General features: G+C 64.6%; 13 protein-coding genes. 9 read left to right on the plus strand and 4 right to left on the minus strand.

Going from position 1 to position 13722, the window contains the following annotated elements:
* The first annotated feature begins 11 nt into the window (after positions 1–11).
* The 3 genes from DD559_RS01510 to DD559_RS01520 all read left to right on the plus strand — a co-directional run bounded on the left by DD559_RS01510 (position 12) and on the right by DD559_RS01520 (position 2758).
* Positions 12–887 (plus strand): F0F1 ATP synthase subunit gamma, encoded by an 876-nt coding sequence (locus tag DD559_RS01510; protein WP_116467633.1) that lies wholly within the window; start codon positions 12–14, stop codon positions 885–887.
* Between the two features lie 27 nt (positions 888–914).
* Positions 915–2387 (plus strand): F0F1 ATP synthase subunit beta, encoded by a 1473-nt coding sequence (gene atpD, locus DD559_RS01515; RefSeq protein ID WP_116467634.1) that lies wholly within the window; start codon positions 915–917, stop codon positions 2385–2387.
* Positions 2388–2506: 119 nt separating this feature from the next.
* Positions 2507–2758, plus strand: a complete 252-nt coding sequence (locus DD559_RS01520; RefSeq protein WP_116467635.1) for an ATP synthase F1 subunit epsilon — start codon at positions 2507–2509, stop codon at positions 2756–2758.
* Positions 2759–2771: 13 nt separating this feature from the next.
* Here DD559_RS01520 and DD559_RS01525 read toward each other — a convergent pair whose 3' ends face one another.
* Complete coding sequence (locus DD559_RS01525; protein ID WP_133243756.1) at positions 2772–3194, minus strand: DUF6265 family protein; 423 nt, start codon at positions 3192–3194, stop codon at positions 2772–2774.
* 122 nt (positions 3195–3316) lie between these two features.
* Between DD559_RS01525 and DD559_RS01530 the strand changes: the two genes are divergently transcribed.
* Positions 3317–4825, plus strand: coding sequence for a TadA family conjugal transfer-associated ATPase (locus DD559_RS01530; protein WP_116467637.1), 1509 nt, complete (start codon positions 3317–3319; stop codon positions 4823–4825).
* Between the two features lie 7 nt (positions 4826–4832).
* Here the strand turns inward: DD559_RS01530 and DD559_RS01535 are convergent, their stop codons facing one another.
* A complete protein-coding gene (locus tag DD559_RS01535; protein WP_116467638.1) occupies positions 4833–5021 on the minus strand; it encodes a hypothetical protein in 189 nt (62 codons plus the stop codon).
* A 50-nt stretch (positions 5022–5071) separates the two neighbouring features.
* On the opposite strand from DD559_RS01535, the gene DD559_RS01540 reads away from it, so the two are divergent.
* Positions 5072–5884 (plus strand): class I SAM-dependent methyltransferase, encoded by an 813-nt coding sequence (locus DD559_RS01540; protein WP_116467639.1) that lies wholly within the window; start codon positions 5072–5074, stop codon positions 5882–5884.
* 52 nt (positions 5885–5936) lie between these two features.
* On the opposite strand, the gene DD559_RS01545 is transcribed toward DD559_RS01540, so the two are convergent.
* Together DD559_RS01545 and phaR are read right to left on the minus strand one after the other, a co-directional pair.
* Positions 5937–6464, minus strand: a complete 528-nt coding sequence (locus DD559_RS01545) for a DUF6882 domain-containing protein (protein WP_116467640.1) — start codon at positions 6462–6464, stop codon at positions 5937–5939.
* Between the two features lies 1 nt (position 6465).
* Complete coding sequence (gene phaR / locus DD559_RS01550) at positions 6466–7038, minus strand: polyhydroxyalkanoate synthesis repressor PhaR (protein WP_116467641.1); 573 nt, start codon at positions 7036–7038, stop codon at positions 6466–6468.
* Positions 7039–7109: 71 nt separating this feature from the next.
* Here phaR and DD559_RS01555 point away from each other — a divergent pair, with 71 nt between their 5' ends.
* The 4 genes from DD559_RS01555 to DD559_RS01570 all read left to right on the plus strand — a co-directional run bounded on the left by DD559_RS01555 (position 7110) and on the right by DD559_RS01570 (position 13710).
* Positions 7110–8120, plus strand: a complete 1011-nt coding sequence (locus tag DD559_RS01555) for an alpha/beta fold hydrolase (RefSeq protein ID WP_116467642.1) — start codon at positions 7110–7112, stop codon at positions 8118–8120.
* Between the two features lie 26 nt (positions 8121–8146).
* The gene (locus DD559_RS01560) at positions 8147–9322 is read left to right on the plus strand and encodes an acetyl-CoA C-acetyltransferase (RefSeq protein ID WP_116467643.1); all 1176 of its coding nucleotides are present in this window, start codon (positions 8147–8149) and stop codon (positions 9320–9322) included.
* 147 nt (positions 9323–9469) lie between these two features.
* Positions 9470–12676 carry a TonB-dependent receptor domain-containing protein gene (locus tag DD559_RS01565; protein WP_368389674.1) on the plus strand — a complete coding sequence of 1069 codons (3207 nt, stop codon included), beginning with the start codon at positions 9470–9472 and terminating at the stop codon, positions 12674–12676.
* Positions 12677–12741: 65 nt separating this feature from the next.
* On the plus strand, positions 12742–13710 hold the full coding sequence (locus tag DD559_RS01570; RefSeq protein WP_116467645.1) for a 2OG-Fe(II) oxygenase: 969 nt from the start codon (positions 12742–12744) through the stop codon (positions 13708–13710).
* Positions 13711–13722: the final 12 nt, after the last annotated feature.

The following is a 13722-nucleotide window of genomic DNA, read 5'->3' on the forward strand; positions in this document are numbered from 1 at the left end:
ACGTTAGCCGGATGGCCAACCTCAAGGAACTCAAGGGCCGGATCGCCTCGGTCAAGTCGACCCAGAAGATCACCAAGGCCAAGCAGATGGTCGCGGCGGCGAAGCTGCGGAAGGCGCAAGCCGCCGCAGAAGCCGCGCGTCCCTATGCCCAGCGCCTCGAGGGCGTGGTCGCCAGCCTGGCGAGCAAGGTGGGGGCGAGCGACAGCGCGCCCCGTCTGCTCGCCGGCACCGGCAAGGCGGATACGCACCTGCTGCTCGTCGCCAATGGCGACAAGGGCCTGTCGGGTGCGTTCAACGCCAACATCGTCAAGGCGGCGATCCTCAAGGCACGCACGCTGATCGCCGAGGGCAAGACGGTGAAGTTCTACCTCGTCGGCCGCAAGGGCCGCGCGGTGATCGCCCGCACCTTTCCCGGCGCGATCGTCGCCCAGTTCGACACGACCGCGGTGCGCACCCCGGGCTTCGACGAGGCCCGCGCCATCGCCAAGGACGTGACCGACCGCTTCTTCGCGGGCGAGTTCGACGTGGCGACCCTGTTCTACTCGCACTTCCGCTCGGCGCTGGCCCAGGTGCCGACCGAGCAGCAGCTGATCCCGGTTTCGGTCCCCGCGACCACCGAGGCCAGCTCGAGCGCCGCGGTGGAATATGAGCCGGACGAAGAGGCGATCCTCGCCGATCTGCTGCCGCGCAACCTGACGGTGCAGCTGTTCAAGGCGCTGCTCGAGAACCAGGCCAGCGAGCAAGGTGCGTCGATGACCGCGATGGACAACGCGACGCGCAATGCCGGCGATCTGATCAACCGGCTGACGATCCAGTATAACCGTTCCCGCCAGGCCGCGATCACGACCGAACTGGTGGAAATCATTTCGGGCGCCGAAGCGCTCTAAAAGCTGCACGAAGCAAGGAAAGCAACAATGGCAACCGCCGCTGTAGACACCACCCCGACCACGGGCACCAACAATGTCGGCCGCATCAGCCAGGTGATCGGCGCGGTCGTCGACGTGACGTTCGAGAACAACCTGCCGGCGATCCTTTCGGCGCTGGAGACCCAGAACAACGGCAACCGCCTGGTTCTCGAAGTCGCGCAGCATCTGGGCGAGAACACCGTCCGCACGATCGCGATGGACGCCACCGAGGGCCTGACCCGCGGCCAGACCGTCGTCGACACCGGCAACCAGATCCAGGTGCCCGTCGGCCCGGCGACGCTCGGCCGCATCCTCAACGTCGTCGGCGAGCCGATCGACGAGCGCGGCCCGGTCGGCACCGACCTGCGCGCCCCGATCCACGCCGAGGCCCCGCTGTTCGTCGACCAGTCGACCGACAGCGCCATCCTCGTCACCGGCATCAAGGTGATCGACCTGCTCGCGCCTTATGCGAAGGGCGGCAAGATCGGCCTGTTCGGCGGCGCCGGCGTGGGCAAGACCGTGCTCATCCAGGAACTGATCAACAACATCGCGAAGGGCCATGGCGGCACTTCGGTGTTCGCGGGCGTGGGCGAGCGTACCCGTGAGGGCAACGATCTCTATCACGAGTTCCTCGACGCCGGCGTTATCGCCAAGGACGCCGACGGCAACGCCATCACCGAGGGCTCGAAGGTCGCGCTGGTCTATGGCCAGATGAACGAGCCGCCGGGCGCCCGTGCCCGCGTCGCGCTTTCGGGCCTGACGATCGCCGAATATTTCCGCGACGTCGAAGGCCAGGACGTGCTGTTCTTCGTCGACAACATCTTCCGCTTCACCCAGGCGGGCGCGGAAGTGTCGGCACTGCTCGGCCGTATTCCGTCGGCAGTGGGCTATCAGCCGACCCTGTCGACCGACATGGGCGCGCTGCAGGAGCGCATCACCTCCACCAACAAGGGGTCGATCACCTCGGTGCAGGCCGTGTACGTGCCCGCCGACGATCTTACCGATCCGGCGCCGGCGACCTCGTTCGCCCACCTGGACGCGACGACCGTGCTCAACCGCGCCATCTCCGAGCTGGGCATCTACCCGGCCGTCGATCCGCTCGACTCGACCAGCCGCGTGCTCGAACCGCGCGTCGTCGGCCAGGAGCATTACGAAACGGCACGTGCGGTGCAGGCGATCCTGCAGAAGTACAAGTCGCTGCAGGACATCATCGCGATCCTGGGCATGGACGAGCTTTCCGAAGAGGATAAGCTGACCGTCGCCCGCGCCCGCAAGATCCAGCGCTTCCTCAGCCAGCCGTTCCACGTCGCCGAAGTGTTCACCGGCATTCCGGGCGCCTTCGTGCAGCTGGAAGACACGGTGCGCTCGTTCAAGGCGGTGGTCGACGGCGAGTATGACCATCTGCCGGAAGCGGCCTTCTACATGGTCGGCGGCATCGACGACGCGATCGCCAAGGCCAAGAAGCTCGCCGACGAGGCGTAACGACAATCTCCCTCTCCCCATCGGGGAGAGGGTTGGGGAGAGGGGCCTGTAACGAGGTGCATCGCTCTCCCCCTCTCCCCCACCCTCTCCCCGATGGGGAGAGGGAGTAAGGTAAGAACATGCTGCACTTCGAACTCGTCACCCCGGAACGTCTCGTCCGCTCGGAAGAGGTCCATATGGTCGTCGTCCCCGGCAGCGAGGGCGATTTCGGCGTGCTCGAAGGCCATGCGCCGGTCATGTCGACGATCCGCGACGGCAATATCGAGCTCTACAAGGCCGGGGCGACCACGCCCGAGCTGATCCGCGTTGAAGGCGGGTTCGCCGAGGTCAACGAGCGCGGCCTGACCGTGCTGGCCGAACGCGCCGAATAACCGGCGCGGCGCTTCAAGGGCGCCGCAGCCGATAGTCCCAGCGATTGGGCTTGCTGCCATCCAGCTTCATGATCTCGGCGTGGAGGATATCGCCCTCGCGCCAATAATGGATTCGCTGCGGGTAATCATGCGCGGCATTTTCGAACGTCACCTCCTGGGGTGCATGGCGAACCGCGCGGAACCTGCCCGCCGGGCCCCCGTCCGGCGATAGCACCTCCAGCGCCACGGGCTGCCCGTCGACCGCGATCGACAGGAATTCGACGAATCCGCTTTTCCCGTCGCGCACCGTCTGCGCGGTCGCCAGCTTCACGCCGCCGCGCGTCGGCGCCCAATGCTCGCAGGTCTGGCTGCCGTCACCGCCCTGCGTGCACCAATAGCCGGTGAGCCAGCCCAGCGGATCGGCCTCCTGCCCAAGCGCCGGCGCCGCAAACAACACTCCCAATATCCAAGCCCATCGGTACGCCATCTCGTCCGCCCCCTTCAACGCAGGATAGTTAGGCAAATCGCAAGGCCCCGCAGGCTATCGACTCCTGGACCGAATTGGGATGAGAAGTTTCGATGAGCGCGTTCGGACGTCGCGGCGGCACGGGAAACAGCAGCGTCGGGCGGGCGAGCTTCGGGGTTGCCCGGCCAATGCAGGGCGGCGCGGTGCAGCGGCCGTCCGCGACCGCCTACGCCCTGCCCTCCGTCGAAGCCCTGCCGATGGCGGGCATCGCCTCCGCTACGGCCGGTGCCGATGCGCTGCAGCGCCTGGCGGACCGCCAATCCGGCCCCGCTGACGCGGGCGTCCCCCGCCAGGAGGGCTTCGAGGCATCGGTCCACCGCATCAAGGAACAGGTGCTGCCGCGACTGCTGGAGCGGGTGGACGCCGAAGCGGCCGCGACGCTCGCCAAGGACGAACTGGCCGAGGAATTCCGCCCGATCATCGGCGAAGTGCTCGCCGAGCTGCGGCTCACGCTCAACCGCCGCGAACAGTTCGCGCTGGAAAAGGTGCTGGTCGACGAATTGCTGGGGCTCGGCCCGCTTGAGGAGCTGCTGGCCGATCCCGCCGTCAGCGACATCATGGTCAACGGCCCCGAGCAGACCTATGTCGAGCGGCGCGGCAAGCTGGAGCTCGCCAATGTGCAGTTTCGTGACGAGGAGCATCTGTTCCAGGTCGCGCAGCGCATCTGCAACGCCGTGGGCCGGCGGGTGGACCAGACGACACCGCTCGCCGATGCCCGGCTGAAGGATGGCAGCCGCGTCAACGTGATCGTGCCGCCGCTGAGCTTGCGCGGCACCGCAATCTCGATTCGCAAATTCTCCTCCAAGCCGATCACGCTCGACATGATGGCACGCGGCGGATCGATGTCGGAGGCAATGGCCACGGTGCTGAAGGTGGCCGGCGCCAGCCGGTTCAACATCGTCATTTCGGGCGGCACCGGCTCGGGCAAGACGACGATGCTCAACGCGATCTCGAAGATGATCGATCCGGGCGAGCGCGTGCTGACGATCGAGGACGCGGCCGAGCTGCGCCTGCAGCAGCCGCATTGGCTGCCGCTGGAAACCCGCCCGCCGAACCTGGAAGGTCAGGGCGAGATCACCATCCGCGATCTGGTGAAGAACGCGCTGCGGATGCGGCCCGATCGCATCATCCTGGGCGAAATCCGCGGTGCCGAATGCTTCGACCTGCTGTCCGCGATGAACACCGGCCATGACGGATCGATGTGTACGCTCCATTCCAACAGCCCGCGTGAGGCGCTGGCACGGATGGAGAATATGGTGATGATGTCCGACATCAAGGTGCCGAAGGAAGCGATCAGCCGCCAGATCGCCGATTCGGTGGACCTGATCGTGCAGGTGAAGCGCCTGCGCGACGGCAGCCGCCGCGTTACCAACATCACCGAAGTGATCGGCATGGAAGGCCCGGTGATCGTCACCCAGGAGCTGTTCCGCTTCGAATATCTCGACGAAGGCACCGACGGGAAGATCATCGGCGAATATCGCTCGATGGGCCTGCGCCCCTACACGCTGGAAAAGGCCCGCCAGTTCGGATTCGACCACGCCCTGCTGGAGGCGTGCCTGTAGCCATCCCCTATCCGGCGTGGAGTGCCAGGCTTGCCAGCAGCAGCGTCGCGAACAGCGCGGCCATCTGGATCGCCATCCACGGCATCACGCCGACCCGTTCGAGATCGCGGCGGCGACGCCGCCGATGTTCGGCCAGCCCGCTTGCGATCGCCACCAACACCGCCGCCCCCGCCGCGCACCAAAATTCCAGTTGCATCGTCAATCTGTTGCTCCACACTCCCGGCCGCTATCAGGGAGCCCTACACCATGCGTCATAGCCTCATCGGCATCGCCGTCGCGACCGCCGCCCTTGCTGTCGCCGGCGTCGCCGCCCACCAACCCGCCGCCAAGAATGCGGCGATCGACGCAGCGGTTGCCGCACCCACGCGCAGCCCGGCCAACACCGCCCGCGACCAATATCGCCACCCCGCCGAAACGCTCGCCTTTTTCGGCGTGAAGCCCGGCGATACGGTGGTGGAGATCTGGCCCGGCGGCGGCTGGTATACCGAAATCCTCGCGCCGCTCACCCGTGGCAAGGGGACCCTCTACGCGGCCGTTCCGAACAATGGCAGCAAGGGGGTCGATGCGCTGAAGGCGAAGCAGCCCGCCCTTTACGGTCCCATCCGGGTCGTCAGCTTCCCGGCGGCCCAGGGCCAGGCCAAGGTGCCCGATGGCACCGCCGATGTGGTGCTCACCTTCCGCAACGTCCATAACTGGCGCATGGGCTATCAGCGCGACGGCGAGGATTATTCGGCAGAAGCGTTCAAGCAGATGTACGCGATGCTGAAAAAGGGGGGTACGCTCGGCATCGAGGATCACCGCCTGCCCGAAAATGCCAGCGCCGAGCGCGAGACGAGCAGCGGGTACATCAAGGTATCGACGGTCCGTCGCCTCGCCGAAGCGGCGGGCTTCCAGTTCGTCGGCGCCTCGGAAGTGAACGCCAACAAGGCCGATACCGCCGATTGGCCGAACGGCGTGTGGACGCTGCCTCCCACCTATGCGCTGAAGGACCAGGATCGCGCCAAATATGCAGCGATCGGGGAGAGCGACCGCATGACGCTGAAGTTCCGCAAGCCCTGAATGCCCGCCCCCGGCCCTGCTTCCACGATTGTCGGAGAAGCGGGGCCGCGGCTTAGCGTTTGTCGGCCTGCAATGTCAGCGCGCCGAAGGTTACGAACACCAAGGTGGTGCCGCTACGCGCCCGATAGGCGCCACCGGCATCGGACAGATAGAGCGCGACGGCGGTGAACTGCCATGCCTGTTGTTCGGTACAGGCCACCTTCCGCGTCGTGAACAGGGGCAGCCTGTTCCGCTTGCCGAACTGCCGCGCCAGCCGCGCGTCCGCCCCCAGTGCCACCGGCACGGATGGGTGGTCCCAGCCCCACAGGAACGTGCCGTCCAGCATGTTGTAGGTGCCGATCACCTGGACCGGCGCACTATAGGCATGGGCTCGGCCGATGAATCGGATCACCCCCTGGACAAGGTCGAGATCCCAATCGGCATAGTCGCGCCCCACCGTCCGCTGGAACACCGCGGTCTTCAGGACGATCTCCGCCTCTGCCTTGGCGAACAGCTCCGCCTCAGGCTCCAGCAGCCGCTGCCGCGGATCGCCCGCCAAAGCGGATCCGAACAGCAACAGCGCCGCCAGCGCCCCGATCACGCTACTTGCCGAGCTTCTCGATCTTTTCCTGCAGCTTGGCGAGTTCGGCCTTCAGCGTCGAAACATCGTCCTCGCTCGATCCAGCGTCGGGCTGTGCCGGCGCCGCCGGTCCCGGCGGATGCATCGCGCCGCCGGGCTGGAAGGCACTGGCAGCGGCTTCGAACATCGCCATGTTGCGCTTGGCGATCTCCGCGAAAGGCGAATTGGCGAATGCCCCCTCGACCGCCGACTTGAACTGTTCCTGGTTGCGCCGGAAGCTGTCCATCGATGCTTCCAGATAGCCCGGCACCATCGCCTGCATCGAATCGCCGTAGAGCGAGATCAGCTGGCGCAGGAAGTTCACCGGGAGCATCGTCTGCCCCCGCGATTCCTCTTCCATGATGATCTGGGTGAGGACGTTATGCGTGATGTCTTCGTCGGTCTTGGCATCGACGACCTTGAAGTCGCGGCCTTCGCGCGTCATCGCGGCAAGATGCTCCAGCGTGATGTACGAAGAGGTCTCGGTATTATACAGCCGACGGTTCGCATATTTCTTGATGATGACCGGCCCGTTTCCAGGTGCAGCTTTCTTCATTGGAACCCCCGCGCGTGACAGATCCGCACCTAACTACAGTTTCTGACGCGTCGCAACACGGACCGCGTCCTTTGCCGCTTTTTCTCGCATTGCTGCGCAACGAAACGGCAGCCTCGCCGGAACGGCGGGCGGCGGCACTGGCGGGACTGGCGGCGTATCAACGCGCGGAACGCCCGGCAGCACGGCCGGAGAAGCCGGTGATCGCGCGCGCCGGACGCGCCATGCTGCGCGATTATGGCGGCAGCGGCAGGCCGGTGGTGTTCATCCCTTCGCTGATCAACCCGCCGGTGGTACTCGATCTCGCCCGTGGAAAATCGCTGCTGCGCTGGCTGGCGCGCCAGGGCGTCCGGCCCCTGCTCGTCGACTGGGGCAGCCCGACCCCTGAAACGCGCGATCTGGACGTGACCGGCCATGTCGAAGCACTGCTGCTGCCGCTGCTGCGCCAATTGGCGCGGCCGCCGGTGCTCGCCGGCTATTGCCTTGGCGGCACGATGGCGATCGCCGCGGCGCAGGCGATCGAAACGGCGGGACTGGTGACAATCGCTGCGCCCTGGCATTTCGCCGGCTATGGGGCCGGACTGGACGCCATGGCCGCGTTGTGGGACCAGGCCTATCCCACCTGCGAACGGCTGGGCCTGGTGCCGATGGAAGTGCTGCAGGCAGGCTTCTGGCACCTCGATCCGCGGCGCACCATCCTGAAATATGAGCGATTCGGCCGCCTGCGTCGCAACGATCCCGAAGCGCGCGCCTTTGTCGTGCTGGAGGATTGGGCGAATGGCGGCGCGCCGCTCACCTTCGGCGCCGGGCGACAGCTGTTCGACGACTTTCTGGCGGCGGACCTGCCCGGCCGGGGGCGCTGGACGGTTGCCGGCGCGACGGTGAACCCGAGCGCGCTGACGCTACCGGCGCTTTCGCTGGTATCGACAACCGATCGCATCGTTCCTGCCGCCAGCGCTGCGCGGATCGGCACGGTGCGGGAAATGGCACTCGGCCATGTCGGCATGATCGTCGGCGGCCGTGCCCGCCGGGCGGTTTGGGAACCGCTTGCGGACTGGCTAACCGCCCTGCCGCGCACTAGATAGCGAGCAAACACACCCAGGAGACCAGCATGACCGACGTCGTGATCACCGCCGCCAAGCGTACCCCCGTGGGCAGCTTTCTCGGTGCCTTCGCCGCCACCCCCGCGCACGAGCTTGGCCGCATCGCGATCGAAGCGGCGCTCGCCGAGGCCGGCGTGAAGGGCGAGGAAGTCTCCGAAGTGATCCTCGGCCAGGTGCTCACCGCCGCGCAGGGCCAGAACCCTGCCCGCCAGGCATCGATGAACGCCGGCGTGCCGAAGGAAGTCCCGGCCTGGAGCGTGCAGCAGGTCTGCGGCTCGGGCCTCCGCGCGGTGGCACTCGGCTTCCAGGCGATCCGGAACGGCGATGCGGACATCATCGTGGCCGGCGGCCAGGAGTCGATGTCGATGAGCACCCACGCGCAGTCGCTGCGTCCGGGCACCAAGATGGGCGATGTCAGCCTGGTCGATACGATGATCAAGGACGGCCTGACCGACGTGTTCAACGGCTATCACATGGGCATCACGGCCGAAAATCTCGCCGAGCAGTATCAGGTGACCCGCGCCGATCAGGACAGCTTTGCCGTGCGCTCGCAAAATCTGGCGGAGAAGGCCCGCGCCGACGGCCGCTTCAAGGACGAGATCGCGCCGGTGACGATCAAGACCCGCAAGGGCGAGACGGTGGTCGACCAGGATGAGTATATTCGGGCCGGCGCCACGCTCGACAGCGTTTCCGGCCTGCGCCCCGCCTTCAAGAAGGACGGCACCGTCACTGCCGCGAACGCATCGGGCCTGAACGACGGCGCCGCGGCGCTGGTGCTGATGTCGCGTGCCGAAGCCGAAAAGCGCGGCGCGCCGATCCTCGCCGCGATCAAGAGCTGGGCGAGCGTGGGCGTGGATCCCTCGATCATGGGCATCGGCCCCGTTCCTGCCAGCAAGAAGGCGTTGGAGAAGGCCGGCTGGACGATCGCCGATCTGGATCTGATCGAAGCCAATGAAGCGTTCGCCGCGCAGGCGCTGTCGGTCGGCAAGGAGCTTGGCTGGGATGCGGACAAGGTGAACGTGAACGGCGGCGCGATCGCCATCGGCCATCCGATCGGCGCATCCGGTGCGCGCATCCTGACCACCCTCGTGCACGAAATGCAGAAGCGCGACGCCAAGAAGGGCCTGGCGACGCTTTGCATCGGCGGCGGCATGGGCATCGCGATGTGCGTCGAGCGGGAGTGATTCTGAACGTACGCCGAACGAGAGAGCCGAGGAGCGATCCTCGGCTTTTTTTTTCAGCTGAGGAGATATTGTGCGGGGACCCCTTGCTTGAAACTCTTGTTACAATATTTCCCAAGTTAGCTGCATTTGGAAACATAAACCCCATAAATGTTGCCAACTCGCAACACCCAGCGACGAAATTCGTCACATTCATGTAAGGCTCTTGTAAGGTTTGCGTGCGAGAGGTGGAATTACCCCCATCAGGCATTCCGCCTGGAGGGGCAATCCATGAAACTTTCCTATCTGCTCGGGGCAACTGCGCTAGCCAGCGCCGCCGCCCTCTTCCCGCAGACGTCGTTCGCGCAATCGGAAGACGCAACAGCCAGCGCCCAGAAGCCGCAAGCAGAAGGCGAGGCGATCCTCGTCACCGGTTCGCGCATTCGCCAGCCGAACCTTGAATCCACCTCTCCGATTACCAGCATCTCGGGCGAAGAATTCTTCGAAACCGGACAGATCTCGGTCGGCGACGTTCTCAACGACCTGCCGCAGCTTCGCAACACCTACAGCCAGCAGAACTCGACGCGCTTCTTGGGGACGCGCGGCCTGAACTTGCTCGACCTGCGTGGGCTTGGCTCGCAGCGTACACTGGTCCTCGTCAATGGCCGCCGCCATGTGGCAGGCGACATCCTTGTCAACGGCGTTTCGCCCGACATCAACACGATCCCGACCGACCTCATCCAGTCGGTAGACATTCGTACCGGTGGCCGTTCTTCGGTCTATGGTTCGGACGCGATCGCCGGTGTCGTCAACTTCATCCTCAAGCAGGATTATGACGGCATTCAGCTGCGCGGCCAGGCGGGCGCGAATCTCGATTATAAGGATGCGGGCAACCAGTATTTGTCCGCCCTCATCGGCAAGAACTTTGCGGAAGGCCGCGGCAACGTCGCCCTCAATGTCGAATATGCCCACCAGTCGGCCTATTTCGGTTCGGGACGGCCCAATCTGCGCCAGAACGACGGCTTCGTCGTTACCGACACTGATCCGGCCGGGTCGATCAACGGCTCCGACGGCATTCCCGATCGGACCTTCTATCGCGACATCCGCTCGGCGACCATCTCCACCGGCGGTCAGCTCGGCTTCACCAGCCCAACCGGCGCCTGCGGCCGCGACGCCGCCAACGCCGCCTTCACCTGCGCCTTTCTGTTCCAGCCGGACGGCTCGCTGATCCCGCAGACGGGAACCCGCGTCGGCATCGGGCCCAACGGCAATTTCATCGGCGGCAACGGCTATTCGGGTCGCGAAGGGAGCCTGCTGACCCTATCGCCGGACCTGGAGCGCTTGTCGGTGAACGTCATCGGCCATTTCGACGTCAGCCCCGCCTTCGTGCCGTTTGTCGAAGCCAAATATGTTCGCGCGCGCGCCTTTGGCTCACAAAGTGGCCCGTTCTTCTCGCAGGGCACCACGCTCGGCGACGATCCCTCGAACAACCGCGAGCGCCCGCGCCTCGACAATCCGTATCTGAGCGCGCAGGCGCGTTCGGTGATCGAAGCGCAGGTCCGTGCAGGCGGCGGCAACCCCACCAATGCAACCCGCTTCTCGCTTCGCAAGAACTGGGTCGAACTCGGCATTCGCGACGAACGGATCACGCGTGAAACCTTCCGGGCTGTCGGCGGTGTCCGTGGCGACTTCAACGATGACTGGAACTACGAAGTTTCCGTCAACTATGGCGAGCACAAAGAAAAGAACCTGATCACCGGTAACATCAACATCCAGCGATATCTGCTGGCGCTTGATACCGTTCGCGATTCTACCGGCCAGATCGTCTGCCGTTCGAAGATCGACCCGGCTGCACGCATCGCCTATGTGGAAAATGCCGCCATTCTCGCACAGGACGTTGCCGCCTGCGTTCCCCTCAATCCTTTCGGCGATGGTTCCTCGTCGCAAGCAGCACGCAGCTATCTGACCGTGCCGTCCGTGGCGCAGGGCAAGATCACCCAATTCGTGGCGTCCGGCTTCGTTTCGGGCGATTTCAGCCAGCTGTTCGAATTGCCAGGTGGCCCAATCGGCTTCTCGGTCGGCGCCGAATATCGCCGGGAGACCAACTTCTACGACCTCGATGACCTGACGCAGGCCGGATATGCGTTCTACAACGCGATCCCGGAATTCACCTCGCCGGCGTTCGAAGTGAAGGAAGCCTTTGGCGAACTCAGCATTCCGCTGCTCCGCGAGACACCGTTCTTCCACGACCTGACCCTCAGTGGCGCGGGCCGTATCGCAAACTACAAGGGACGGACGGGAACAGTGTTCGCCTGGGATGCCGGCATCAACTGGGCGCCAATTCCCGACCTGCGGTTCCGTGGCAACTATTCGCGCTCGGTGCGCGCGCCGAACCTGTCGGAGCTGTACTCGTCACAGAGCCAGAACTTCGCACCAGGCTTCGCCGACCCGTGCTCGGACCGGAACATCGCCACCGGTTCTACGACGCGCGCGGCCAACTGCAACGCAGCCGGCCGCCCGGCGGGCTATGACTTCGTCTACGTGCAGTCGCTCGAAATTCTCAGCGGCGGTAATCCCGGCCTGAGGGAGGAAACCTCCACCAGCTATACGATCGGAGGCATTTTCGAGCCGCGCTTCCTGCCGGGCTTCTCGGTATCGGTCGACTATTATGACATCAATGTCGAGAACGTGATCTCGTCGGTCTCGGCGCAGACCATTGTCAATCAGTGCTACGATCAGGCGTCGTTGAACAACCCGTTCTGCGGCCTGTTCCAGCGCGCGGGCGCCAACGGCGGCCCGCGTGGTGAGGTACCCTTCCAGATCCTGGAAGGTTCGCTCCTGCAATCCACGCTCAACTTCGCGCGCCTCAAGGCTCGCGGCATCGACACCAACGTAAACTTTCGTCGTACCTTCAACTGGGGCACGGTGAACCTGATGGGGATCTATACCCGGACATTGCAGCGCGACGACTTCACCAACCCGGCAGACCCGAACCGCATCAATCGTCTTCTGGGCGAGCTCAACGACCCGAAGAACGAGTTCCGGATTAACAGCAGCGTGAAAGTCGGCAAGATAACGCTCGGCTACGAACTGCGCTGGATCGACAAGATGTACCTCAACACCTTCGAAGACTTTAATAGTCTTCAGGGTCGTCCGCCCGAAAATGCAGATTATGCGGCAGTTCAGTTCTATCCGAGCGTGACGTATCACAACGCTCGCGTCGATCTGGACGTCAACGATCGCTTCAATCTCTACCTGGGCATCGACAATATCGGTAACAAGCAGCCCCCGTTCGGCCTCACCGGCGTGGGCGGCGGTTCCGGGATCTACGATGTCCGGGGTCGCTATGGGTATCTTGGCTTCGTGGCCAAGTTCTGATCCATCCTAATCGGAGGGGAGGGCCGGGGATTTCCCCGGCCCTTTTCTTTTGGTAGCCTGCCGCAATGGCATTTTCGAGCGACGCCGCAGCCCGCCTGATCGAGCAAGGCCGCAGCGATGCCGCGATTACGCTCGCGCGAGCCGCCGCTGACCGCAGCGATCCTGCCGCACTGCTGCAACTCGCTATCTGGTATCTGGTCGGGCGCTATCTACCCCGGGACCTCGTCACTGCTCGTCACTTTCTGCGCCGCGCTTCCGCAGCGGGCAGCATCGACGCAACACGTATGGAAATTGCGCTGACCGCCAATGGTTCGGGCGCCGACCGCGATTGGCCAGGTGCCGTGGCGCTGCTGCGTGCTGCCGCAAAGTTGGATTCGGTGGCGGCGGACGAGCTTCAGCTTGTGGAGCGGATGGCGTTGGGTCCCAGGGGCGAGCCTATTCGACCCCCGGCGCCTGAACTGCTATGCGAATCTCCAGAGATTCGTCGCTACCGCAGCTTTATCTCGCCCGAGGAATGCCGCCATCTCGCCCGATCGGCCGAGAACCTGCTGGCACCAGCCAAAGTCATCGATCCCGCAACCAATCGCCTGATCGACCACCCGATCCGTACGTCGGACTTCGCGGTGATCGGTCCGACGCGCGAGGATCTCGTCATCCAGGCAATCCTGCGGCGAATCGCAATGGCAAGCGATACGGCCGTAGAGCAAGGCGAGCCCCTCAATATTCTTCGGTATGCCGTGGGCCAACAATACCGACTGCATTCGGATGCCCTTCCCAACGTCGCGAACCAGCGTGCGAAGACGGCGATTATGTACTTGAACGATAATTTTGAAGGCGGTGGGACTCTGTTTCCGGAGGCAGAGGTACAGATTGATCCGGTGGCTGGCGACCTCCTACTATTCACCAATACGCTGCCAAACGGCCGCCCTGATCCCGTCGCCCGCCATGCCGGCCTGCCTGTGGTTCAGGGCACAAAATGGATCGCCACGCGATGGATTAGAGCAAGCGCCTTCGACGTGTGGAATCCGACCTGAGCGCACCGTGCC

The organism is Sphingomonas pokkalii, assembly GCF_003096275.1.
Taxonomy (GTDB): Bacteria; Pseudomonadota; Alphaproteobacteria; order Sphingomonadales; family Sphingomonadaceae; genus Sphingomonas; species Sphingomonas pokkalii.

Excerpts from the sequence above, each read along its gene's own strand:
- DD559_RS01520 (WP_116467635.1), top strand. The coding sequence starts at position 2,507 with ATGCTGCACTTCGAACTCGTCACCCCGGAACGTCTCGTCCGCTCGGAA.
- DD559_RS01510 (WP_116467633.1), top strand. The coding sequence starts at position 12 with ATGGCCAACCTCAAGGAACTCAAGGGCCGGATCGCCTCGGTCAAGTCG.
- DD559_RS01560 (WP_116467643.1), top strand. The coding sequence starts at position 8,147 with ATGACCGACGTCGTGATCACCGCCGCCAAGCGTACCCCCGTGGGCAGC.
- DD559_RS01570 (WP_116467645.1), top strand. The coding sequence starts at position 12,742 with ATGGCATTTTCGAGCGACGCCGCAGCCCGCCTGATCGAGCAAGGCCGC.
- DD559_RS01540 (WP_116467639.1), top strand. The coding sequence starts at position 5,072 with ATGCGTCATAGCCTCATCGGCATCGCCGTCGCGACCGCCGCCCTTGCT.
- phaR (WP_116467641.1), bottom strand. The coding sequence starts at position 7,038 with ATGAAGAAAGCTGCACCTGGAAACGGGCCGGTCATCATCAAGAAATAT.
- DD559_RS01565 (WP_368389674.1), top strand. The coding sequence starts at position 9,470 with ATGTTGCCAACTCGCAACACCCAGCGACGAAATTCGTCACATTCATGT.
- DD559_RS01535 (WP_116467638.1), bottom strand. The coding sequence starts at position 5,021 with ATGCAACTGGAATTTTGGTGCGCGGCGGGGGCGGCGGTGTTGGTGGCG.
- DD559_RS01530 (WP_116467637.1), top strand. The coding sequence starts at position 3,317 with ATGAGCGCGTTCGGACGTCGCGGCGGCACGGGAAACAGCAGCGTCGGG.
- atpD (WP_116467634.1), top strand. The coding sequence starts at position 915 with ATGGCAACCGCCGCTGTAGACACCACCCCGACCACGGGCACCAACAAT.